General features: G+C 59.3%; 24 protein-coding genes. 11 read left to right on the top strand and 13 right to left on the bottom strand.

What is annotated here, in order from left to right:
• Nucleotides 1-33: 33 nt before the first annotated feature.
• The 3 genes from QRN20_RS00365 to QRN20_RS00355 all read right to left on the bottom strand — a co-directional run bounded on the left by QRN20_RS00365 (nucleotide 34) and on the right by QRN20_RS00355 (nucleotide 2247).
• A complete protein-coding gene (locus QRN20_RS00365; RefSeq protein ID WP_122422163.1) occupies nucleotides 34-822 on the bottom strand; it encodes an SDR family oxidoreductase in 789 nt (262 codons plus the stop codon).
• On the bottom strand, nucleotides 819-1541 hold the full coding sequence (locus tag QRN20_RS00360) for a GntR family transcriptional regulator (RefSeq protein WP_004879610.1): 723 nt from the start codon (nucleotides 1539-1541) through the stop codon (nucleotides 819-821). Before QRN20_RS00360 ends, QRN20_RS00365 begins: the two co-directional genes overlap by 4 nt.
• An 88-nt stretch (nucleotides 1542-1629) precedes the next feature.
• On the bottom strand, nucleotides 1630-2247 hold the full coding sequence (locus QRN20_RS00355; RefSeq protein ID WP_122517698.1) for a GntR family transcriptional regulator: 618 nt from the start codon (nucleotides 2245-2247) through the stop codon (nucleotides 1630-1632).
• 11 nt (nucleotides 2248-2258) lie between these two features.
• Here QRN20_RS00355 and QRN20_RS00350 point away from each other — a divergent pair, with 11 nt between their 5' ends.
• From QRN20_RS00350 to hisM, 3 genes are read left to right on the top strand one after another with little or no spacing between them, the layout of a single operon-like run.
• Nucleotides 2259-2630 carry a transporter substrate-binding domain-containing protein gene (locus tag QRN20_RS00350; protein WP_240994924.1) on the top strand — a complete coding sequence of 124 codons (372 nt, stop codon included), beginning with the start codon at nucleotides 2259-2261 and terminating at the stop codon, nucleotides 2628-2630.
• 24 nt (nucleotides 2631-2654) lie between these two features.
• On the top strand, nucleotides 2655-3344 hold the full coding sequence (locus tag QRN20_RS00345) for an ABC transporter permease (protein ID WP_122517699.1): 690 nt from the start codon (nucleotides 2655-2657) through the stop codon (nucleotides 3342-3344).
• On the top strand, nucleotides 3341-4048 hold the full coding sequence (hisM, locus tag QRN20_RS00340; RefSeq protein WP_122605850.1) for a histidine ABC transporter permease HisM: 708 nt from the start codon (nucleotides 3341-3343) through the stop codon (nucleotides 4046-4048). Before QRN20_RS00345 ends, hisM begins: the two co-directional genes overlap by 4 nt.
• A 50-nt stretch (nucleotides 4049-4098) precedes the next feature.
• Here hisM and QRN20_RS00335 read toward each other — a convergent pair whose 3' ends face one another.
• Together QRN20_RS00335 and QRN20_RS00330 are read right to left on the bottom strand one after the other, a co-directional pair.
• A complete protein-coding gene (locus tag QRN20_RS00335) occupies nucleotides 4099-4878 on the bottom strand; it encodes a YkgJ family cysteine cluster protein (RefSeq protein ID WP_122517700.1) in 780 nt (259 codons plus the stop codon).
• 210 nt (nucleotides 4879-5088) lie between these two features.
• The gene (locus QRN20_RS00330; protein ID WP_122518187.1) at nucleotides 5089-5676 is read right to left on the bottom strand and encodes a TetR/AcrR family transcriptional regulator; all 588 of its coding nucleotides are present in this window, start codon (nucleotides 5674-5676) and stop codon (nucleotides 5089-5091) included.
• A 76-nt stretch (nucleotides 5677-5752) separates the two neighbouring features.
• Here QRN20_RS00330 and QRN20_RS00325 point away from each other — a divergent pair, with 76 nt between their 5' ends.
• Both QRN20_RS00325 and QRN20_RS00320 read left to right on the top strand, forming a co-directional pair.
• Nucleotides 5753-6646, top strand: coding sequence for an NAD(P)H-binding protein (locus tag QRN20_RS00325; RefSeq protein WP_122410633.1), 894 nt, complete (start codon nucleotides 5753-5755; stop codon nucleotides 6644-6646).
• Nucleotides 6647-6692: 46 nt separating this feature from the next.
• Nucleotides 6693-6995, top strand: coding sequence for an ArsR/SmtB family transcription factor (locus QRN20_RS00320; protein WP_122434717.1), 303 nt, complete (start codon nucleotides 6693-6695; stop codon nucleotides 6993-6995).
• Between the two features lie 18 nt (nucleotides 6996-7013).
• Here the strand turns inward: QRN20_RS00320 and curR are convergent, their stop codons facing one another.
• Nucleotides 7014-7598 carry a TetR family transcriptional repressor CurR gene (curR, locus tag QRN20_RS00315; RefSeq protein WP_122439672.1) on the bottom strand — a complete coding sequence of 195 codons (585 nt, stop codon included), beginning with the start codon at nucleotides 7596-7598 and terminating at the stop codon, nucleotides 7014-7016.
• 208 nt (nucleotides 7599-7806) lie between these two features.
• Here curR and QRN20_RS00310 point away from each other — a divergent pair, with 208 nt between their 5' ends.
• The 4 genes from QRN20_RS00310 to QRN20_RS00295 all read left to right on the top strand — a co-directional run bounded on the left by QRN20_RS00310 (nucleotide 7807) and on the right by QRN20_RS00295 (nucleotide 10865).
• Nucleotides 7807-8484 (top strand): type 1 glutamine amidotransferase domain-containing protein, encoded by a 678-nt coding sequence (locus tag QRN20_RS00310; RefSeq protein ID WP_122408349.1) that lies wholly within the window; start codon nucleotides 7807-7809, stop codon nucleotides 8482-8484.
• Nucleotides 8485-8598: 114 nt separating this feature from the next.
• A complete protein-coding gene (locus tag QRN20_RS00305) occupies nucleotides 8599-9723 on the top strand; it encodes an alkene reductase (RefSeq protein ID WP_122605852.1) in 1125 nt (374 codons plus the stop codon).
• 146 nt (nucleotides 9724-9869) lie between these two features.
• Nucleotides 9870-10295 carry a GNAT family N-acetyltransferase gene (locus QRN20_RS00300; protein ID WP_043303841.1) on the top strand — a complete coding sequence of 142 codons (426 nt, stop codon included), beginning with the start codon at nucleotides 9870-9872 and terminating at the stop codon, nucleotides 10293-10295.
• A gap of 126 nt (nucleotides 10296-10421) precedes the next feature.
• Nucleotides 10422-10865 (top strand): NUDIX hydrolase, encoded by a 444-nt coding sequence (locus tag QRN20_RS00295; protein ID WP_043303935.1) that lies wholly within the window; start codon nucleotides 10422-10424, stop codon nucleotides 10863-10865.
• A gap of 338 nt (nucleotides 10866-11203) precedes the next feature.
• On the opposite strand, the gene QRN20_RS00290 is transcribed toward QRN20_RS00295, so the two are convergent.
• The 5 genes from QRN20_RS00290 to QRN20_RS00270 all read right to left on the bottom strand — a co-directional run bounded on the left by QRN20_RS00290 (nucleotide 11204) and on the right by QRN20_RS00270 (nucleotide 16502).
• Entirely contained in the window at nucleotides 11204-12958 is a 1755-nt protein-coding gene (locus QRN20_RS00290) for an OPT family oligopeptide transporter (RefSeq protein WP_122605854.1), read from the bottom strand.
• Nucleotides 12959-13038: 80 nt separating this feature from the next.
• Nucleotides 13039-13758, bottom strand: a complete 720-nt coding sequence (locus QRN20_RS00285; protein WP_025993710.1) for a haloacid dehalogenase type II — start codon at nucleotides 13756-13758, stop codon at nucleotides 13039-13041.
• A gap of 90 nt (nucleotides 13759-13848) precedes the next feature.
• A complete protein-coding gene (locus QRN20_RS00280) occupies nucleotides 13849-14703 on the bottom strand; it encodes an oxidoreductase (RefSeq protein ID WP_088236419.1) in 855 nt (284 codons plus the stop codon).
• 122 nt (nucleotides 14704-14825) lie between these two features.
• On the bottom strand, nucleotides 14826-15356 hold the full coding sequence (locus tag QRN20_RS00275) for a nuclear transport factor 2 family protein (protein WP_088235383.1): 531 nt from the start codon (nucleotides 15354-15356) through the stop codon (nucleotides 14826-14828).
• A gap of 75 nt (nucleotides 15357-15431) precedes the next feature.
• On the bottom strand, nucleotides 15432-16502 hold the full coding sequence (locus QRN20_RS00270; protein WP_285359775.1) for an aldo/keto reductase: 1071 nt from the start codon (nucleotides 16500-16502) through the stop codon (nucleotides 15432-15434).
• A gap of 151 nt (nucleotides 16503-16653) precedes the next feature.
• Here QRN20_RS00270 and QRN20_RS00265 point away from each other — a divergent pair, with 151 nt between their 5' ends.
• Nucleotides 16654-17556, top strand: coding sequence for an AraC family transcriptional regulator (locus tag QRN20_RS00265; RefSeq protein WP_122545035.1), 903 nt, complete (start codon nucleotides 16654-16656; stop codon nucleotides 17554-17556).
• Nucleotides 17557-17583: 27 nt separating this feature from the next.
• On the opposite strand, the gene QRN20_RS00260 is transcribed toward QRN20_RS00265, so the two are convergent.
• Together QRN20_RS00260 and QRN20_RS00255 are read right to left on the bottom strand one after the other, a co-directional pair.
• Nucleotides 17584-18465 carry a DUF6528 family protein gene (locus tag QRN20_RS00260; RefSeq protein ID WP_122428741.1) on the bottom strand — a complete coding sequence of 294 codons (882 nt, stop codon included), beginning with the start codon at nucleotides 18463-18465 and terminating at the stop codon, nucleotides 17584-17586.
• A 36-nt stretch (nucleotides 18466-18501) separates the two neighbouring features.
• Nucleotides 18502-19632 carry an ROK family protein gene (locus QRN20_RS00255; protein WP_285359770.1) on the bottom strand — a complete coding sequence of 377 codons (1131 nt, stop codon included), beginning with the start codon at nucleotides 19630-19632 and terminating at the stop codon, nucleotides 18502-18504.
• Nucleotides 19633-19898: 266 nt separating this feature from the next.
• Here QRN20_RS00255 and QRN20_RS00250 point away from each other — a divergent pair, with 266 nt between their 5' ends.
• A complete protein-coding gene (locus QRN20_RS00250; RefSeq protein ID WP_285359768.1) occupies nucleotides 19899-22442 on the top strand; it encodes a TonB-dependent receptor in 2544 nt (847 codons plus the stop codon).
• Nucleotides 22443-22472 lie beyond the last annotated feature (30 nt).

Here is a 22472-nt window from a genome sequence, read left to right as displayed (position 1 = left end):
GTACGGCCGTTATCTTCGTTCAGATCGAGACGTCTAGAGGTACTCGACGTTGCCATCCACGCTGATGGCCTGGCCGGTCACGTTGCGCGCGGCGGGCGAACACAGGAACAACGCCATCGCCGCGACGTCTTCAGCGGTGACCATGCGTCTGAGCGATATTTTTTTCAGGTACTCCTCGCGCATCTCGGCTTCAGGCACCTTCATCTGTTCGGCACGGGCACGAATCACACCGTCCATGCGTGGGCCTTCGACGATGCCGGGCAGTAACGCGTTGACGCGGATGTCGCTTTCGCCCAACTCGGATGCCAGCGATTTCATCAAACCCACAATGGCCCATTTGGTCGCCGCATACGGTGTGCGCCAGGCGTAACCCAGGCGGCCGGCAACGGAAGCAATGTGGATCATGTGCGCGTTGGGCGATGCCTTGAGCAGCGGAACCGCGTGATGAGCAAAGCGGTATTGCCCAGTGAGGTTGATGTCGACAGTGCGCTGCCATTCTTCATCGGTGATGGCGTCGATGCCCGCCGTAGGACCTGCGATCCCGGCGTTGTTGATCAGCACATCGAGACCGCCGAAGCGCTCGCGCTGAACCTTGAACACCGCTTCGATCTGCGCAGGATCACCCACATCCGCTTGGGTGGCGACACTCTCTGGATACCGGTCGCGAAACGATGCGAGGGCGGCTTCGCTGACATCACACACATGCACGTGTGCACCGGTTTCCATGTAAGCCGCCGCCAGTACTTCACCAATGCCGGCGGCACCTCCAGAGATCAGGACTCGCAGGCCGCTATAGGGAATCAGTCGATCGAGAACGCTCATGCTTTTTTTGCTCCAGAGACAGACGACCTTGAACGGCCGCTCTTGACGATCAGGCGCGCCAGAGAATCGGCGGCCTGCATGATGTCGTCGGTGACTGCCGCCCGGGCCGCAGCCCCATCGCGCTCGGCAAGCGCCTGAACGATGCGGTTGTGTGCCTCCATCGAGCGCTGAAGGTGCGCCTTGTCGGGTGCCACCAGCGCAAAGCACGGGCCCATGTGCAGCCAGAAATTCTCAACGGCGGCGATGGTCAGCTCAGCGTTCGCTACCGCGTAGATACGCCGGTGGAAGGCAAAGTTGGTCCACAGATAACGGGGCACATCGACGCTGTCGGCGGCCTGCTGCATCTGGTCACAGAGGTGGCTGATTTCCTTGAGGTCGATGTCCTTGAGCAGAAGGACCGCTTTCTCGGCCAGAAGGCCTTCGAGCGCAACCCGCGCGTCGCGGATCTCGCGCAGTCGCTCGGGCGTCATCATGCGGACGCGCAGACGTGAGGTTTCGGTGACTTCGAAGGCATTCTCTGCACTGAGGCGATTGAGTGCTTCACGGACCGGCATCGGGCTGGAACCCAGCGCCTCGGCGAGGCCACGGATCGTTACCTTCTGGCCCGGCTGGAAACGACCGCTCATCAACGCTTCACGGATCTGACGGTAGATCTGATCCTGCAGGGTATCGCGAGAAACCTGGCGCATGCTGGGCAGGAGGGTCGGACTGTCGGTCATGGATCTGGCTCATATTGGCGTTCTTATGCGCTCAATATGTGATCACAAATAACATATGTCAAATTGTTTTTGGCCTGCATCCGGCGGTCTAGGGACGGGCATGGAAACCATTGATCCGACTGTCTGCCAGTTTGAACACGACGCGTTGGGGGTGGTTGACCGAGACCAGATACTCGACCGGCTGCCCTTGGGTATCGAATATCACGCCTCGATAAACCAATGCGGCTGTGCCGGGTTCAACCTCCAGCAACCGGGCCTCCTGGTCGTTCATCGTGGCAACGCTTAACGTCCCTTCATCACTTTCTATTTCGATCTGATAGCGCTCCGACAACAGCGCATACAGCGACGCCCCTTCAATCAGGTCGGCAGCAACCAGTTCAGGGACTTTGGCGGCGGGGATGTAGCTGGTCTCGATGCAGAAGGGCTTCTGGTCCACTGTGCGCAGACGCCTGATGGTGAGTAGCACGTCCCCTTCCTGGATCTTCAGCAGTCTGGCGACGCGAGCACTTGCAGCGGTTTGCTCAAAGTAGAGCAGCTTGCTGCCTGGGCGAGCCCCGGCCTGTTCAACCACTTGGGCGATACCCTTGCGCGCCATCGTATTGAGTGGCCGCTCAACGCCTGGTGCCGTCACGAAGGTTCCACGGTTGCCGCGACGCTCAAGCACACCTCGGTCGATCAGTATCTGCAATGCCTTGCGCAAGGTCATAGCGCATTGGTGTGCAGCAAGGCAGCGTGTTCGAAGTCTATGCCAAGCGGATGTGGGGCTTGAAGGGTGTAGAAGTAGTGCCTTATCAAAGCAGCGACCTGACCTATTCGGACTTGATCAACGGAAGGCTCGATGCTGCTTTTGACGACGCCATCGCGATCAATGAAGGCTTGCTCAAGAAGCCGATAGGCAAGGGTTTCAGCTACGCCGGCGACGTCGTCAAATCACCCGAAATATTCGGGCCGGGAACAGGAATCGGCTTGCGAAAGAGTGACACCGCGCTGGCCACCGACATCAACCAGGCGCTCAAGAAGATTCACGAAAACGGCACCTATGACCGTATCGCCAGAAAATACTTCGACTTCGACATTTCGCCTCAATAAACCACCACTGCGGAGCCTGAAATCATGTTCCTTGAGGGGTACGGCTATCTCATTTTTCAGGGGGCATGGTTGACCGTTCAGGTGGCCATCTGGGCTGCCTGCGTCGCGGTCCTGCTCGGCCTGCTGGGAGCCTTGGCAAAACTGGCGCCACTGGCACCGCTGAGGCTGATCGCGACCCTCTACACCACACTGGTGCGCAGTGTTCCGGACCTGGTCCTGATGCTGCTCATTTACTACAGCGCACAGATCGGACTGAACCAGATGGCGCAAGCGTTTGGCCAGGATTCATGGCCTTTGAACCCTTACGGCACTGCCATCGCAACGCTGGGATTCATTTATGGAGCGTACTGCGTGGAGACCTTTCGCGGCGCGTTCCAGGCCATTCCACCTGGGCAACTGGAAGCCGCTCGTGCTTACGGCATGAGTCACTGGCAAGTGCTGCGCCGCATCCGGTTTCCGTTGATGATGCGCTTTGCGTTGCCTGGCCTCGGCAATATCTGGCAAGTCCTGTTGAAAGGTGCCGGACTGATTTCGCTGCTGGGTCTCAACGACATGGTGCAGGTAGCCAAGCAGGCCGGTAACGCGATTTCAAGGCAGATGTTTTTCTACCTGGTGGTTGCCGCGATATTCCTTGCCTTCGCAATCCTTTCAAGTGTTGCGCTCAAACAGCTTGAGCGGCGTTACAGCATCGAGCCAAAGCGGAGGCTATCGTGATCGACATACTGAAAGAGTTCGGGCCGAATTTCCTGTGGTCAGACGGTTACCACTGGAGCGGTCTGGCCGTCACGTTATGGCTACTGGTAACGTCCGCCGCCATTGGTTTGCTCGCCGCAATACCGTTGGCCCTGATACGCACCTACAGCAGCCCATGGTTCGCTCTGCCGGTCAGGCTCTACACCCTGGTGTTTCGCGGTACGCCGCTGTTCGTCCAGTTGTTGATTATCTACAGCGGCATGGCCAGTCTGAGCGTCATCAGGGAGTCGCCGGGCTTGTGGTGGTTCTTCAAGGACGGTATGCATTGCGTGATTCTGGCGCTGGCCTTGAATACCTGTGCCTATACCATCGAAATTCTCTCCGGCGTATTGCGCACCACACCCCGTGGCGAGATCGAGGCTGCTTTGGCGTTGGGCATGACGCGCAGCGGACTGTTCCTTCACGTGCTGATACCCGGCATGTTGCGCCGGGCACTCCCCGCTTACAGTAACGAAGTCATTTTTGTCCTGCACGCCACGGCCATCGCCTTTACCGCAACGGTGCCCGATATTCTGAAAATTGCTACCGACGTCAACGCTGCCACCTTCAAGACTTTTCAGGCCTACGGGATAGCTGCGCTGCTCTACATGCTGGTGGCATTTACTCTGGTTGGCCTGTTTCGAGCGACCGAGCACCGGTTGCTGGCGTATCAACGGTTGCGCTGACGTCTCGGTATTTTTTCATTCCGTAAAAGCACAACCACCACCCGGCAGGCTCATACGGCAACGGAATGAAAGATGTAGTCAGTCTGTTTTCCAAAATCCATTTCAACGCCCGCCAAGTCCAGACGGCGATGAAGATCGGCATCATCGGCACGAACTTTCCAGAACACGTTTGCAGGCCCAGGATCCCCAGCCCTGACGAGCCTTATGGCCTGTCGCAGTAACACGCGGTCAGCCAGATAAACAGCCAGGGCATCGCCTTTCCAGGCGGCGACGTTCATTCCCATCTGTTCACACACGGCAATCTTGGCCCCGGCGTCGTCTCGGTCAGCCTGGCGAGAGCGTTGAATCTGATCTTCCAGGACAGGGTCAACGACCCGATCGGAAAACAACACGTCGCCCGACTCCCAGACTTCCGGCGGACACACCTTTTCTTCAGGACGCAGGGTCAGAAACGGGTTGATTTCCATGGGATAGATTCGACAGACCAGCGGCCGGTCTTCGTAGATTCCGCAGCGGTTATCCTCACCCAGACTCGGACACTGTGTCAGCGCGTTACCCGCAAAGACGGCGACCACCTGGATGCGTGCCTCGCCACTGATCACTTCCGCAGCGCGCTTGACGCTGTGGGCGTAGTGCGCCGGATCGAGGTAGGTCGAGTGGTCGAACGCTTCAAGTATGACGGCGACATCGTTACCGCGATCCAGCCATTCCTCGGCCTCTTGTAGCGTGAGAGGTATGAGGCGTCCTTTGCAGCAGATTCCGCATCCATTGCATGCAAACGTAATCGGGCCGCTTTTCGCCTGCATGGCGGGTTGGCTTTCGGGCTTCATGGTCAGTCCTTAACGCTCACCCTTCACCCTTCACTCTTCGTGCAGCGGCGACGGCAAAAAAAGAAAAAGGGTATACATCAAATGCGGGGCGGCAATCAGCCAACAATTAGTTACCAATTATATGTAAGCAAGCCTTGATCGAAGCGACGCCAACCTGTTCAGCCAACGGGTCTCCGGATGTCGGCGAAGCAGCCTCAACACGACCGTCATTCACGCCTTGCCTTGCGGCCATGCGAGCATGGCGACGTCAATGAGACGGGTAAGCGTCTGGCTGTTAGCACCCACCAGAGGCAGATTTACAATCGACTGCAATATTCCGAAGTAATACCAGGCCAACAGATCCACATCCACGTCGCGCTCGATCTCACCTGCCACTTGCCCATCCATCAAAATCTCCAGAAAAATCTGCCGCTGCTTGCAGGCAGCAGCGTTCGCAGCGCTCTTTCCTGCGGCACTAAGACCTTCCTGCTCAGCGTTGCTGCGCGAAATCAGACAGCCTGACGGACGCGTTACATCAGACTCTTTGGGCAGAAACTCACGTAGCAGCGCTTCCACGCTCGCTTTGGAGGTCTGTACGCGAGTCGATTTCATCCGGGCAAATACGCGCTCGGTATACAGCTGGAGGGACTCGTTGAAGAGCCCGTCCTTGTCTTGAAAGCGCTGATACAGGCTTGATCGAGACAGCCCCGTCGCCTCGGTCAGATCGCTCACAGAGGCATTTGCATACCCATGGCGCCAGAAAACGCCTGTAGCGGCTTTCAACACCGCATTTTCATCATATTGCGGTTTACCGCTCATGATTCCTCCGTTGACACGCTGGAACGATCAGTACAGGATAGATGGACTGATCGTTCCATGATACGGAAAATTCATCATGATTGACCCATCCAACAGGCAAACGAAACCACTGCGCATCGCCATTGCAGGCGCTACGGGCCGCGTAGGCATGCAGTTGATTAATCAACTCGCACCTGACCCGGTCACCCTGGTGGCGCTTACACGCCACCAATCATCCCCGCCCTCCATCGCGAAGCTGGCGTCTGCGACAGTGGATTTTGATCAACCGTCAACGCTCGGAAAGGCGCTTGCAGATGTCGATAAACTGTTCATTGCTCACGGTACGTCTGTGCAACAGGTCGCCAATGAAATTGCCCTCATTGACGCTGCCGTAGAAGCAGGTGTGCAGCACATCGTAAAGCTCTCGGTCATGGGGCCATCGACCCCTATGAATCCATTCGCCTGGCATTCAACGATAGAAGCTCATCTGGGTCAGCAATCCCTGGCTTCTACCGTATTGAGACCCACCACATTCATGGACGTACTCAAACGCGCCGGCAATGCCATTGCTGCGGGCACCTGGGCCGGTGCCGCAGGGCATGGGCGCGTCAACCTGATCGACACTCGAGACGTGGCCAGTTGTGCGCGTATAGCGCTACTGGAAGATGTGGAGAAAGGCTCCCGGCGTGCCTATCACCTGACAGGATCTGGAAACTGGACCATGCCGCAAATTGCCGAGGAACTATCCGTTTTGCTAGGTCACGCTGTCAGCTATACCCACAGGACTCCCGCCGCCCAGCATGCTGCGCTGGTTGCCGACGGACTCTCTCCGTTCGTGGCTGAAATTCTCGTGGGGCTTGACCGGGTTTTCCATGACTGCGTACTGACAGAACGGACCTTCACGGTAGAAGACCTCACCGGTAACGCGCCCCGCTCGTTGTCCGATTGGCTTCGTGAAAACCTTGATGCTTTCAGAGGTCAGGTGCGCTGAAAACCTCGCATCCGCTCCAACCGTTCTGCGTTAAAGGTTGCTGATCATGAGAGCACTCAAACATCCGGAAGCCAGTGAGTTCGTTCTTGAGCGTGTTCTCTATGCCTTGAGCGACCCTGTACGCATGGAGATCATCCGCCGTCTCGACAGCATGGCCGAAGCGACCTGCGGTGAGCTGGATGGAGGGCGCCCCAAATCAAGCGTCTCTCATCACTTCAGGGTTCTGCGTGATGCGGGATTGATGCGCACCCGCACGGTTGGTACAACCCACATGAACTCTCTTCGCAAGGATGAGCTTGAAAGACGCTTTCCAGGCTTGCTCGATTCAATTCTCAGTCATTCCACCTAGTCGGGCTGTTGCGTTCGATCAAACACTCAGCAACCGCTTCGTCGTCTCCATCGCCCTGCCCAGTGACTGCCCGGTGCGCTGCAACTTGTTCAGCAGACTGGCCCCCAGCCAAAGCTGATAAAGCGTCTCCGCCAGTGCACGGGGATCGCCGACAGGCAGGCACTTGTCGGCTTGTCCTTGCTCGATGCAAACAGTGATACGCGACACGACCCGCTCCGTACCGTCACGCAACGTAAGACGCATGGTTTCGGACAGGTCCGACACCTCGGCACTGAGCTTGACCACCAGACATTCGTCGCCCTGCCCGTCCGGCACGCAGCGATCCTGCCAGCCCTGCCAGTAGTCCATCAAACGCTCGTAAGCGCTCAGACCGGGCAGCGTGAGACGTCGCTCCATGTCAGCGAGGTAGCCGACAAAGTAGTCCTCCAGCAAGGCCTGGCCGTAGAGTTCCTTGGACTTGAAGTAGTGATAGAACGAGCCCTTGGGCACGCCTGCCGCCTGCAGCAGTTCGTTCAAGCCGACGCTGGTGAAGCCTCGCTCGGCCATCATCCGGTGGCCGGTGTCGAGCAGGTGTTGGCGGGTGTCGTCGTAGGTCGGTTTCATGGGGCGGATTACCAGGCAATAGACCAGTCGTATTCGAAGGACCGAGAGTTTGCCACATCCGGTGGTGAAAAACCTCGGGTTAAAAAAACCACTAGACGACTGGTCTAATTAGAAACTATGCTGCGCCCCGTCAACCTATTCCACAGGTACTCGGGACACGCAAATTCATTGCACGTCGCTGATGCCTGACCAACTTACAGGGTGCGCTATGAAAATCTTGATGGTTCTGACCTCACACGATCAGCTCGGCAACACCGGCAAGAAAACCGGCTTCTGGCTGGAAGAATTCGCCGCCCCCTACTTCGCCTTCAAGGACGCTGGCGCAGAGATCACACTGGTTTCGCCAGCGGGCGGCCAGCCTCCGTTGGATCCGAAGAGCGATGAGCCGGATGCACAGACCGCCGAGACTGATCGTTTCCGCAATGACCCTGCTGCTCAGCAGGCATTGGCCACTACCGGTCGCCTGGCCGATGTCAGCGCTGATGACTTTGATGCGGTGTTCTACCCAGGCGGTCATGGCCCGCTGTGGGACCTGGCAGAAGACAAGCATTCCATCGCGCTGATTGAAGCCTTTGATCGCAGCAACAAGCCTCATGGCTTCGTTTGCCATGCGCCGGGCGTGTTGCGTCACGTAGTCAGAGCAGATGGCAAGCCGTTGATCCAACACCGCGAAGTGACCGGCTTCACCAATGCCGAAGAAGCTGCGGTCGGCCTGACCGACGTCGTGCCTTTCCTGATCGAAGACGAGTTTCAACGCCTTGGCGGCCACTACTCCAAAGTCGCTGACTGGCAAGTCCACGTGGTCGTTGACGGCCAACTGGTCACGGGTCAGAACCCCGCCAGCTCGGCTGCAGTGGCCGACAAGCTTCTGAAGATGCTTGGCTGATCCGCAGGCCAGTATTTTTCTTCAGCAGCTCATGAAACCGTGTGCCTGGCACGCGGTTTTATTTTCACCCAAATACTAGTCGACTGGTCTAATCAGACCAAACAAGGTACACCGATGAAAAACAGCGCTTTCTTCACCCCAGCCAAACTGGGTTCCCACACCCTGAAAAACCGCATTGTCTTGCCGCCGCTGACCCGCCAGCGCAGCACACAACCGGGCAACGTCGCCAACGAATTGATGGCCGAGTATTACCAACAGCGCGTCGGTGCTGGCCTGCTGGTCACTGAAGGCACGCAGATCGAGCCGCGCGGTCAGGGTTACGCCTGGACTCCAGGTATTCATACCGCAGAGCAGATCGCCGGATGGCGCAAAGTGACCGAAGCCGTTCATGCCAAAGACGGCGTGATCTTCGCCCAGCTCTGGCATGTGGGCCGTGTATCGCATACCGCCTTGCAGCCAAACGGCGATGCCCCGGTGTCGGCCTCTGCCGTTGCCACCGATCGCGTCAGCGTGTTCATCGAAACCGCCCCCGGCGCAGGCGAACTGGTTCCACCTTCCGCTCCACGAGCGCTGAGCACCGATGAAGTCCAGGAACTGATCCAGCTCTACATTCAGGCTGCGCGCAACGCCATGGAAGCCGGCTTCGACGGTATCGAACTGCACTGCGCAAATGGCTATCTGGTCAACCAGTTCATTTCTGCTCACAGCAACCTTCGCACCGACCAGTACGGCGGCTCCCTGCAAAACCGCCTGCGTTTTCTGCGCGAAGTGGTCGCTGGCGTGGCCGAATGCATCGGCAAGGAAAAGGTCGGCGTGCGTTTTGCGCCACTGTTCACGACCACCGACGAAGCCCGCACTTACCTGGGCATGGTCGAGGAAGACCCGCACACCACGTACATCGAGGCGATCAAGATCCTTCAGGATGTGGGCATCGCGTACCTGTCCATCGCCGAAGCCGACTGGGACAACGCCCCTGCCATGCCGGAAACCTTCCGCCGTGCAGTACGCGACACGTTCAAGGGCGCGATCATCTACGCAGGTCGCTACAACGCCGAATCGGGTGCCAGATTGCTGGACTCAGGACTGGCAGACTTCGTTGCGTTCGGCCGCCCGTTCATGGCCAACCCCGACCTGCCTGCGCGGATCAAACATGACTGGCCCTTGAATACGCTGAACCCGGCGACGGTGTATGGCGGGAATGCCGAGGGGTATACGGATTACCCTGTTTATCGTGATTGACCCGCAGGGTTTATCAGGCGCGCGCTTTTTGTAGAAGAGCGCGCGCCAACTTGTCAGCGCATTTTTCCGGAGCTCATTCTGGACACCGACCGCTTTGGCACTTCGTTTGCTTGTGTATTTGGCACACACATGCATGGAGCACAGAAATGAGAAAATGGATAACCGATGACAAGGTCGGTAGTGACGTTCTGCAGAGCATTAGAAATGGCGTCATCGACACCGGACGCGATTTATCCGAGCCACTAGGCGGAAATGCCAAAGCCATTGCCTGTGCGCTCACTGAAGACTCGTTGCTCATGGGTGGTGCTACAGGCCGCACAGAGTTTCAACGCTTGTTTGTCAATTTCCTGTGGGTCGATCAACAATGGCGCGGAACCGGGCTCGGCGCCGAGGCACTGCACAAGCTAGAGGCGCTGGCGCTCGAAAGAGGCTGCGTGGATTCAATCATTGAAACGCTGGATGACGGGGTTGCCGGTTGGTATCAGCGCATCGGCTATGTGCTGATCGCATACATCCCCAACTATTGCGGACCGTGGAATCGGCACATTCTTTTGAAGTCGCTTGTTGGATAATTCAGTCATACCCAGACTGTCTTGCTTTGACCAGCGCCTCAATGTCATCGAAAAGCCACACAATGACGCATTCGCAAAAAAAAGGCTGAGCTCACAGCGCTGTTTACTCACAAGGAAGTTCCCACCATGTCGTTACAACGCATTCGTCCCCTCGCCATCTGCATCTTCCATCACCAAGGGAAGATTCTGGTGAATGAGTTCTACGACGAGGCCAAACAGCAAACCTTCTTTCGCCCCGTCGGCGGAGGTATCGAGTTTGGCGAAAGAAGCAGCGATGCCATCGTCCGGGAAGTCCAGGAAGAGCTAGGCCTATCAATCAGCAACCTGCGACTGATCGGCACGCTGGAAAGCATTTTCACTTACGCTGGCAAGCCCGGACACGAGATAGTCCAGGTGTATGACGCGGCGTTTGATGACGTGACTGTTTACGAAAAGCTCCTGCTGGACGGGTATGAGAGCGACGGATCGTGTTTCAGGGCAGCGTGGCGTAAAGCGTCCAGCTTCTCGGCTGAATCTCCCCTCGTACCTGAAGGCCTGTCAGAGCTGCTCGAGAGGGCTTCGCTGCTTTGATGTGCAGCGGAACCATACAAAGCAGCGAACTGTGTGATGCCCCGCCATGTCTTCGACGTAGCGCTGTCGCTCAGCAAACACGGACCGTAGGAGCGCGCTTGCCCGCGATTGCGTCAGTTCAGTCGCTGATTTTCTGTCTGTAAGCTCCTATCGGATTGCCGCCCAGACCAAGCGCGCTCCTAAAAAATCTTTTCTCTTCAGTAAGTTACAGGTTATTTGATAAGAGGCAGCTTACCTGCGATCTGCCGGGGCCCAGCAGCAAAACCTGCACATCCAACGCATTAGATGAAACCGCCAAAATATCCCGCGCCCTGCGTGCAAAAGCATATCTCTGCACTTCAACCATTCCCCACCATCTGCCACAACGACGCCCCCACCCCGGTAATACTCTCCCCTGCAATCAGCCCCGCAGCCGCGGTAATCGCGAATCGCTCGGTCAGGCTCGCCCAGCGGCAGCTCACCAGCCAGGTCACGATTGCGCCGAGGGCCATCATCAGCGATACCGATGCGGGCAGCACAAAGGCCAGACCCAGCGCGGCGGTGCTGGGGAGGAATCTGGCGCGGCGTGCGGGCAACACACTGTCGAGAATGCCCAGCAGCAGCCCGGCCAGCCCGCCGATGAAGATCGCCCAGCGGATGCTCGTGGAAAGCGAGTCCAGCCCGTGGGTCAGGGTTTGTGCCACGGCTTTCCAGGTAGCGACGGCGGGCGCAGGCCATTCTTCAGTGAGGAGCATGTTCTGCGGGTCGGGGATCAGGGCCAGATAGGCAAACACGCCAACAATGCTGCCGACGAAGATCCCCAGGGTTTGCGCGATCAATTGTTTGCGCGGTGTCGCACCAATGGCGCGGCCGACCTTGAAATCGTTCATCAGGTCGGTGCATTGCCCGGCCGAGCCACCTGCGGTGTTGGCGCTCATCAGGTTGATCGGCACCTGACCCGGCGCGACGATGCCAAAGCTCAACTGGGAAAGCTGGCCAATGGCGCCAATGGGTGGAATGCCAGTGGCGCCGACCACTCGGGCAGCCACTGCAGCCAGGCAGATGGCCAATGGAATGGTCAGCAGCGCCATCCACAGATTGATGCCGAACAACAGGGCCTGCAGGCTGACCACCAACACGATTGCCAGCGCGAAACCGGCCGCCGGTCCAGGCTTGGGCAGGGTCCAGGTTTTGCCGCCCTCCGCCCGGGTGGTTTTGTGCAGTGACCAAAGCCGTATCGCCAGCGACGCGAGTGTCGAGCAGACCATCAGGCTCACGCCCGGCCACAACAACCACTCCACCAGCGCGGCGAACTGTGGTCCGCTGCTGTCGGGCGGCAACTGCACCAGCCCCTGCTCCAGCAGCCAGGGCGCCAGCCCGCCCCACGCCAGAGCGGCACCGAGCAGCAACGTCAGGCCCACGCGAATGCCGATGATGGCGCCAAAGCCCACCAGCAGCAGCGAGGGGTCGGCGGTAAAGGTCAAACGCTCCAGCTGTGCGTTCGGCGACCAGCGTGGCAAGGCCCACATGAAAGTGTCGACCCACTTGACCGATGCCGACAGCAATGCAGCGCTCAGCAGCACTTTGAGACGTGTCGCGGCTTCATGGCCGTGGTTGTAGATGTGCAGCAGGGTTTCCAGCGTCGCCATGCCCTCGGGAAACTTTAGCGCCTTGTCGTTGAGCAACGACGGGCGCAGGTACCAGGCGATCCAGATGCCCAGAAAGCTCACCGAGAACACCCAGGCGATCATCGGAATCGCATCCAGTTGCTGGCCGGTGAGCAGCGTGTAGGCAGGAATCGGCGCAACCAGCCCGCCGGAAATGATCGATGCGGCGGCAGAAGCGACCGTCTGGTTGATGTTGCTTTCGTGCAGGGTCCAGGGCAATTGCGTACTCGAACGCCGGGCCAGCCCCTGCCAGATGCCATAGCCGATCAGCAAGGCAATGATCGACATGTTGAACGACCAGCCGATCTTGAGTCCCGCGTACACATTGGAAGGCGTCAGGAGGATACCGAGCACGATTCCGGTAACCACAGCGCGCAGGCTGAGCTCACGCTCTACAGGTCCGGCCAGCGAAGTCGTCGACGAAAGCGATGGCGAGGCTTGGTGCATGCGAATTCCTTATCGGCAATGGGACAGCGCGGTCACTCAACGCGGCGGCTTAACAAGTGAGCGCTGTATCGTCGGAAGGTTCAGGGTGCAGTGCAAAGCTGCCGGGCGAGATCGATGAGACTGTCGGCTTCGTAGTCCCAGTCCTGGGCATAATCCGCGTCGGGCGCAGGCGCTCCACCGTACTCCATGGGCCTATGGACAAAAGCCGTCATCAGGCCGCAATCCCTGGCTGCCGCCAGATCGCTGTGATGGCACGCCACCAGACATAACTGCTGGGGTTTCAGGCCCAGTGCATCGACTGTCGTCAGGTAGGCGGCAGGCTCCGGTTTGTAGGTCTGGGCAAATTCGGCTCCCAGCAGTGCGTCCCACTGCAAGCCGTTGTAGCGGTTCATCGCGATCATCAGCTCGACGTTGGCGTTGGACAGGGTCACGACAGGCAGATGCTCGCGCAGTCGCACCAGCCCTTCAGGCACATCGGGCCAGGGATCCAGTCGGCGCCAGGCATGGGCGAGCCGCCATAACTCATCGGGCTGAATCCGGCCGACGTCCAGGCCGTGGGTCGTCAACAGCTGTTGCAGCGTCTCGTGGTGCAAGGTGTCCAGCACCACGAAGCCCCTTGCCTCATTGATGCACTCGCGCATTGCCGGGGCGTACAGCTTGCGCCACTGCAACGCGAACTCGGCCGGGCTGACCGAAGGCAGGTTGTTCGCCAGAAACGCTGCGGTTTCGCGGGCAATACCCGAATGCCAGTCAACCACTGTACCGAAGACATCAAACGCCAGCGCTTTTGGAAGCGTCATCGGGCTCCTCCTGAAGTTGCCATCGGGAACCACTGTAGTGAGTAAACGCGCGTCTGGCGAACATGGATTGCTCGGGCGATGCCAGCCGGATCAACCTGGCTGGTGAGACGGGCGTGCCTGCGAAGGTGATTTTGCGTCCAGTTTCAGGTTCTTGCGGATGGCCGCATCCAGAAAACCCGCTGGCGCAAAGCGGCGCATGAATTGAAACTGGCCAGCGGTTTTACCGGCGGTATAACGCAACTTGGGACGCTCGGCACGCGCAGCCTTGAGCACCACTTGGGCGACTACCTCCGGGCTGTCGGCATTGGCCATGGCGTGGTTGACCGCTTTGGACACCCTGGCCCGCACGTCCTGATAGAGCTCAAGCTTGGCGTCGGCTTCGAGGTTGTTGGTTTCGAACGAGGTCTTGGTGTAGCCAGGCTCGATGATCGTGACCCGGATGCCAAAGGTGCGCAATTCGTGATCCAGAGATTCCGAGTACCCTTCCACTGCGTGCTTGCTGGCTGCATACAGCGCAACGAACGGCACCGGCACGATGCCCAGAATGGAACCGATGTTGATGATTCGGCCGCTGCCCTGCCGACGCATGTGCGGCATGACCGCACGAGTGGTGCGCACAATGCCCAGAAAGTTGGTGTCGAAGATCGCCTTGGCCTGCTGGATTGAGCTCTCTTCTGCTGCTGCAGGCGCAAGCCCGAATCCGGCGTTGTTGACCAGCAGATCGATGCGCCCTTCCAGCACCAGCAGTTCCTTGATCGCCGCCTCGACGGACGCATCGTCCGTCACATCAAGGGCCAGCATCGAAAAGTTACGCTGTCCGCTCTGATTCCCTTTCCGGCTGGTTCCGTACACGGTATAGCCTGCCGCAACGAGCGCATTGGCAGTGGCTTCGCCGATACCGGAAGAAGCGCCGGTCACCAGTGCTACAGGTTTAGGAGTCGTCATGGGAATTCCTTCGCGGGTCGATTGGCTGAAGATGGCGCTATGATGATGAACGTAATCGTAGCCGTCAACGACTTTGATGCTGATCGACATCAATAAATGTCTATCGCACGAATGAAAATCTTCTATCCGCCGCTCGCGGCAGGCACCGGAATCCGTCGCAACACCTCGTCGTAAGGTGCAAGGTCGAGAAACGCAGTGGCTTCAAACGCCTTGCCGTCACGCATGTGAAAGATCCACGCGTAGCTGTTGTTGTAAGCCTGTCCGTCCCGCGCCACGCCAACGCCGTCCCACTGCACGATGACGTGATCACCCTCTGCCCAGACGCGTTTGCTTACCGGCCTGACCGGACTGGACAACCGCGACACGAACGGTTGCACCGCCTGCTGAACGAATGAATCGACGCCTCGATAAACGCCCGCGCTGGGACCCGAACCCTTTATGGTCCAGACCACATCCGGCCACAGCATGTCAGTGAAGAAGGTCGTTCCTCCAGCCGCCCAGCGATCAAAGGCCTGAGTCACGAGCTGCTTGTTGTATGCCTCGGTATCCGGGGCGCAAGCGGCATGAGCATTGCCGGAAATCAGCCCGGTGCCAATCAGGGCCGCCACTGCCAGCGCCAACGCGTGGATTTTTTTCAGAATGGAAATGTGCATCTAAAGACTCCTTTGGCCGTCACGGCATTGAAGAGCAGAAGGCCCGCCCAGGATGAGCGGGCATTTTCGAAGCTGTCACATCCGGTTTTGCAGCCGGGCACCGCCGAAGATCAGTTGCTGAACCATGGGCCGCGACACGAAGCGCTCGGGGAAGATCGGCGCGGGCGCACTGACCTGATCCAGCCGGGCGACCTGCTCCTCATCCAGTTGCAGATCAAGTGCGGCCAGATTGTCCAGCGCCTGCGCCAGCGTCCTGGCACCCAGTACCGGCGCAACCACGGCCGGGTTCATGAGCGTCCAGGCCAGCGCGACCTGTGAAGCCGTGACGCCGATGTCTTTCGCGATATCGCCAACGACACTGGCGATCTCCAGCGATCGCTCGGTCATATGCCCCGATGAACTGATCACGCCCTTGCGCGTGGTCGAAACCCCCGCTTCGCTGACCTGCTGCAGATCGTCGCGGCTGTACTTGCCGCTCAGAATGCCGCCACCCAGCGGCGACCACGGCAGCACGCCAAGCCCCATCGCTTCGGCCATCGGAATCAGCTCGTGCTCGACACTGCGTTCGACCAGGCTGTACTCGATCTGCAGCGCAACCAGCGGCGACCAGCCACGCAGCAGCGCCAGGGTTTGCAACTCAGCGACCTTCCACGCCGGGGTGTTACAGATACCGAGGTAAAGCACCTTGCCGGCGCGCACCAGATCGTCGAGCGCACGCATCACTTCGTCGGCGGAGGTGGTGAAGTCCCAGGCATGCAGGTAGAGCAATTCGATGCGGTCAGTGTCGAGCTGCCTGAGGCTGGTCTCGACCGAACGCATCAGGTTCAGCCGATGGTTGCCGCCCGAGTTTGGATTACCCGGATCACGCGCCATGGTGAACTTGGTCGAGACGACGAGGCGCTCGCGCTTGCCCTTGAGAAACTGCCCCAGGATGCGCTCCGACTCGCCGTTGGTGTAGTTGACGGCGGTGTCGATGAAATTGCCGCCCTTGTCGACATAGGCATCGAATATCTGCCGTGCCTGATCGGCCTCGGCGCCCCAGCCCCAGTTGGCACCGAAGGTCATGGTGCCAAGGGCCATGGGCGAGACGCGCATACCTGATCGTCCGAGCAGGCGGTAGTGGTCGAGTGCAGTGATAGCGGGCATGATGGCCTCCTTGTGGATGTGAAGTTCTGAACAGTCGGGTTCAGTCTGCCGTCAGGGAGGCGCTGCGCTGTAGCCGGATCGTCCTGCGTTCTTGCACGATTATCCGAACGGGATTGAAGGCTGTTTTCATCATCGTGCGACCGGAGCCGCTATGGGTTCTCTTGAAAAACTGATCGACGTCATCAGCCGGCATGCAAGGACCGACGGCATGCACACCACGCCTGTCGCAGGTGTCAGCCTGGTTCGCTCGGGCGCGCCTACCGTGCCGATGCCGGTGGTCTACGAACCGACCCTCTGCCTGATCGTTCAGGGCCGCAAGCAAGTCGCGGCTGGTGCCTTGTCCTATGTGTACGATGCATCCACCTATCTGGTGGCGTCGGTGGACATGCCGGTCATGGGCTCGGTCATCGAGGCAAGCGAAGCATTGCCGTACCTGTGTCTCGTGCTGGATCTGGACATGGCCATCCTGAGCGAACTGGCGCTTCGGCACCCGGATACCAGCGAAACGAGCGACCTGCCGACTGCTGGCATCGAACTCAACGCCACCACGCCGGAGTTGCTTGACGCCGCAGCCAGGCTTGTCGGTCTGCTGGACACACCCAAGGATATCGACGCACTGGCACCGCTCATCATCCGAGAGATGCTGTATCGGTTGCTGAGCGAGAGCGGCAACGGCATCGTCCGGCAACTGGCCCGGGCAGACAGCCGACTGCGGCAGATTGCCAAGGCGATTGCCTGGATGCGCGAGCACTACCGACAGGGTTGCCGGATTGATGACATCGCCGAACTGGCGGGCATGAGCCGCTCCACATTCCACGCGCATTTCAAGGCCGTGACCTCAATGAGTCCGCTGGAGTTTCGAAGTCAGTTGCGATTACAGGAAGCACGTCGCTTGATGGTGGCCGAAGCTGTGGATGCGGCCGGTGCGGGCTATCAGGTCGGCTACGAAAGCCCCTCGCAGTTCAGTCGGGACTACGTGCGCCTGTTCGGTCTGCCACCTGCGAGGGATGCCAGCCGGTTGCGAAGCGCGATCGAGATGGGCGCAGGAAAATGAGCAGGCAGTCCGCCAGAGACCGACAGGTCAATGCACCCAGCGCACCTTGTACAGATGCAGATCCGAGACCGGCACACGCACCCCGCCGCTACCGTCGCGCTCGGCCAGATGAAAACCAAAGGCCCACCAGCTTTGCTCCACTTCGACCCAGGCCATGCGCTCATCCATAACGCTCAATGCCTTGACCCTTGAAGCCGAGCGTAAAGGCTCGAACGTCGAAAACACACCGCTGTCCGGGCTGAACAGCCAGACTCCATCATCGGTTGTGACCGCATAACGACCATCGCCAAGCGCCGACAGGTCATGGCCATCGCGCCTTCCCGGCAACGTCCAGCGCTCAGATTCCTGCAACACGGGTGATGCGCGGTCGCCGCTCAGCGTGAAGGCCTGCAACAGGTCATGGGACAACGCGAACAGACGCTGACGCTGCTCATCCCAGACCACGCCGTGCCCCGAGGGCAGCGGCGTCTCGAACAGTGGCGTTTCATTGCGGTACCGATCGTAGAGCTGCAGCCGGTCGCCCTTGGGCTCAATCGACAACGCGACGGCGATCAAACCGTTGGGCAGGTACTCGGCCGAATGCGCCATCGGCGCCAAAGCTTTAAACAGAACCCGACCCGAGGCCCGATCGAGCAAGACCACACCGCCCGTCGAAGACGTCACCAGAATGGCGCGGCCACCTTCGACCGGCTTGCATTCGTCGATATGCGACAGCAGCTTCTGCCGGTAGGCGTCCGGCAAGTCCTTCGCCTGAGCCGCACTCCAGCGCCAGATCTCGTTGGCACTCGTCGCTTGCACACGGTACTCGCGAACCTGATCGTCTCCGCAGGCATACAGTCTTTCGGCCGACCGGGCGACAGTCGCTGTGGCAGTCAGCAGAAATATGAGCAGGCAGTGCAGCGTTCGCATTATTGAACCTCATGGACCGGACAGACGAAAAACCGCTTACAGGAAAAAGCAGGCCCGCAGCGGAATCAGCGCCGCGCCGCGGGCGGCGGCGTCACAACTCTGTTGCCCCATCACCAGACTGGGTCGTGTGGCCGTGATGCCGTAGCGGTCGCCGCCCCAGTATTCGACTCGCGCCATCAGCGCTTCGCCAAGCGCGACCGGCAATTGCCCGCCAAACACGATGGCCTGAGGATCGAGAATGCCGCTGAGCGAGTTGATGATGCGGTTCAGGCAAGGCATCACCCGGTCGACCCAAGCATCAACGCCTGGCCACCGAGGGTCGAACCGCAACGAAATGTCTTCGATGGAATCGACGTCAACGCCCTGCTCCTGAAGCATTTCCAGCAGGTAACGCAGGGCCGGACGCACCTCCTGCTCTTCGCGCGTCAGTATCGAACTGAGTTCGCCAGCGTTGCCATTGGCACCGAAAAACGGTTTGCCCTCGATTACCAGGCCGCCACCGAAACCGTAGTTGAACCCCAGGTACACAAAGGAACGCGCCCAGCGTCCGGCACCGCACAGGCTCTCGCCTACGGCAGCCGCGCTGACGCTGTTTTCGATCCAGACCGGCAGGCCGAAGGTTTCTTCCAGCAGTGGCTGCAGATCGATCAATGACCAGTCGCGTAACGGCTCCGGCGCGTTGATCTGCCGACGGTTGGCGACGAAGTAGCCGTTGATCGAGAACCCGACGCCGATCAGGCTCGCCTTGTCCACGCCATTGCGGACACAGACCCTGTCCAGCGCCGTGCTCAACCGCTCCAGCGTGGTCTGGCGACTCAGCGGCGGAAACCGGAAGCGCACCTCCTCCACCAGTTCGCAATCCAGCGCGGTCAACGACAGGATGGCGCAATCAGTATTGATCGCGATGCCGACGCTGAAAACGGTTCTGGCTGCCAATTGAAGGCTGGGCGAAGGCTTGCCGCGTCCTGCACCGGAGGCAGGCGGCCCGGCCTGCAACAGGTCGCGCGCCAGCAGCGCGCTGATGATCCGGTGCGTCGACTGCTGGGTCAGTTGGCTCAGTTGACCGACACGGGACTGGCTGATACTGCCTTCACGCCGGATGACATCCAGAATGAACCGCTCGTTATCCGATACGTGAATCCCTTCATTGAGCGTGCGATTGGGCAAGAAACGTCTCCTTTGTCAGAGTGCGTGTGAGTACGACGCATATTTTCACACTTAATGTTTAAATCTGATGACAATATTTGGATTTCGAACGTACGCAGCTGCCTGCCCAGGCAGACCTTTAGCAAAAGCCTTTTCAGCCCTGCCTATGAACACGGCGCGCATCAAATCCTGATGAAATCTCCAACCGATTACAGCCAGTCATTTTTATTTAACACTTTAAGCGTAAATAAAAAGCCAGACCTCTTCGGCCTCCACGAGATTTCACCATGATGACCAGAACCCGTGCCTGTTACCCGCTTGTTTCCGGCGCTGTGCTGCTTACCCTCATCACCCCTGCAGTTGCCCAGGATTCATCCGGCAAAAGCGATACGCCAGCGGCGGAAAGCGTCACGGTCACGGGGTACGTCAAACAGAACCGCGAGGAAATTCGCGCCAAACGCAACACGTCTCAGGTCGCCGACTTCATCTCGTCCGATGAACTGGGCCAGCAGCCCGACCTGAACGTGGCCGACTCCCTGCGTCGTCTCCCGGACGTGACCACCGAATTCGATGAAGACGAAGGTCGCTTCGTCTCCATACGCGGCCTGCCCTCGCGCTTCACGACGACCACCTTCGACGGCGCGATGATTCCTGATGGCTGGTTCGCGCTGGGCCGACAGACCGACCTGGAAGCCATCCCCGGCGTCGCCCTCAAACGTGTGGCGGTCTACAAGAGCCTGACGCCCGACCTGCAACCGGCGATTGCCGGGATCGTGGATTTGCAGCCGATCAGCGCATTCGACTACAGCGGCTTTCAGGCCGTTGCCGACGCCAAGGTCGGCCACTACAGCAACATGAGCGTACCGGGCGGGCCTTCCAGCCCTTCCGCGATCATCGACGGCAGAGTCAACGACCGCTTCGGCGAGGACAAACAATTCGGCTACATGCTGGCGGGCAGTTTCTCCGACCGCAGTCGCGATCAGGAAAAGGACATCCGTACCGTCAACTACAGCGCGGCCGGCACGCCGTCGGTGGACCGTCGTGATCAGGCGCAGTACACCAACCGGCTGGATCGCTGGAGTCTGCTGGGCCGCCTGGAATACAAGCCCAGCGAAAACCTTTACTCATCGCTGCTCGGCGCGCACTACAGCTACGAATCGGACGAATACCGCTACCTGAACATTCTTGAAGGTCGCTCGCCGCGCAACATCACCGATGTCAGCGGCAGCTATGCCCAGGGCCGCAATCGCTATCGCGTTGACTACTTCCCGGAAACCACGGCAACGGATCTGGCCATCTGGGACGTCGACTTCAAGCCTGCCGATCAACAGCGCCTGACCAGCAAACTCTACGCGGCCCGCAGCACCTATGAGCGCAAGGATGACGGCCAGTTTGAATTCCGCTCGGCTTACGGCTCCAATTTCGGCTACCAGTACGACCTGACGAGCCAGGACGCCGACAATCGCGACATGTCCACCATCACGCCCGCCAACCCTTCGGCGGCCAACACGCCATCGAACTATCAGTTGTTCAACATTCAGCCGGAAAAGCTGGAGCGCCAGCAGACCATCAAGGAATGGCAAGGAGCCTACGGTTTCAATACCGACCCGCAGGACCGGGGACTGGGTGCCAAGGTGGGCACAAGCTGGCGACGCATGGAGGTCACTCAGGACATCGATCAACAGACCTTCCTGCCCACCAGCGCAGCTAGCCTCCCTGCCAGCTCGTTCAGCAACGCGGGCGATTACTACAAGGCAACCAACCGTTTCTTCGCCGACAACCCCGGACTGTTTCGGCTCGATCAAGCCAACAGCATGCTGCTCAGCACCCAGAACGACCTCAGTTATCAGGAAGACATTGCCGCAGGCTTCGGTCTGCTCAGGTATCGCGGCGAGCGTTTCGAAGTGCTCGGTGGCGCGCGCTATGAACACACCCGCTTCGATTCCTCGGCCTTTCAGAACAACAGCGGCACACTCAACCCCAGCAGCAACTCCGGCAGCTACGACAACGTATTGCCCTCGTTCAGCGCCTTCTACGACCTGACGCCCTCGGTGCGCCTGCGTGCGGGTTACAGCCAGTCACTGGGTCGGCCAAATCCGGAATACGTGGTGCCGCTGAACAGCGTCAGTCAGGTGGACGGCGCTATCAGCATCAACCGTGGCAACCCGAGCCTCAAACCCATCACGTCCAACAACTACGATCTGGCCGCCGATTACTACTTCGGCCAGGGCGCGCTGCTGTCCATGGCGCTGTTCCAGAAGGACCTGAAAAACGAAATCTTCGTCGGCAGCTCCAGCAGCACAGACAGCACGGGTATTCAGACCACGATCTCGCAACCCCTCAACACCTCGACGGCGCAGGTCCGTGGCGTGTCGATCAACCTGATCAAGGACCGCCTGGCCTTTCTGCCCGCGCCGTTCGACGGGCTGGGTTTCAAGCTCAACAGCACCTGGCTCGACGGGTCGATGAATGTGCCAATGGCCGACGGCTCGACGCGCCGGGCGAGCCAGTTGGTCGGCGCGCCCAAGCAGCAATACAACGCCACGCTGATGTACGGCATCGGCGATCTCAAGTCGCAGATCAGCTACGCCGTGGTCGGCGACCGGCGCACCAGTCTCAGCGTTCAGAACCCACGCCAGGACAAGTTCGAAGAGCGCTATGGGCAACTGGATGCCCAGGTCAGCTACGCGCTCAACGCCAACCTGACCCTTTACACCGAGGGGCGAAACCTCACCGACCAGAAGCGTCTGATCCGCGACGCGGACAACAACCTGCTTGAGCGCAACAGCTTCGGGCAGTCCTTCTGGGTCGGCATGAAAGTCAAACTCTGACGCGCCCTGCTGCCTCGCTTTCCACACCTG

It is taken from the genome of Pseudomonas sp. fls2-241-TYG-175, assembly GCF_030209155.1.
GTDB lineage: Bacteria > Pseudomonadota > Gammaproteobacteria > Pseudomonadales > Pseudomonadaceae > Aquipseudomonas > Aquipseudomonas viridiflava.
The sequence above is the reverse complement of the archived record's forward strand: the minus strand, read 5'-3'. Positions and strand labels throughout refer to the sequence as shown.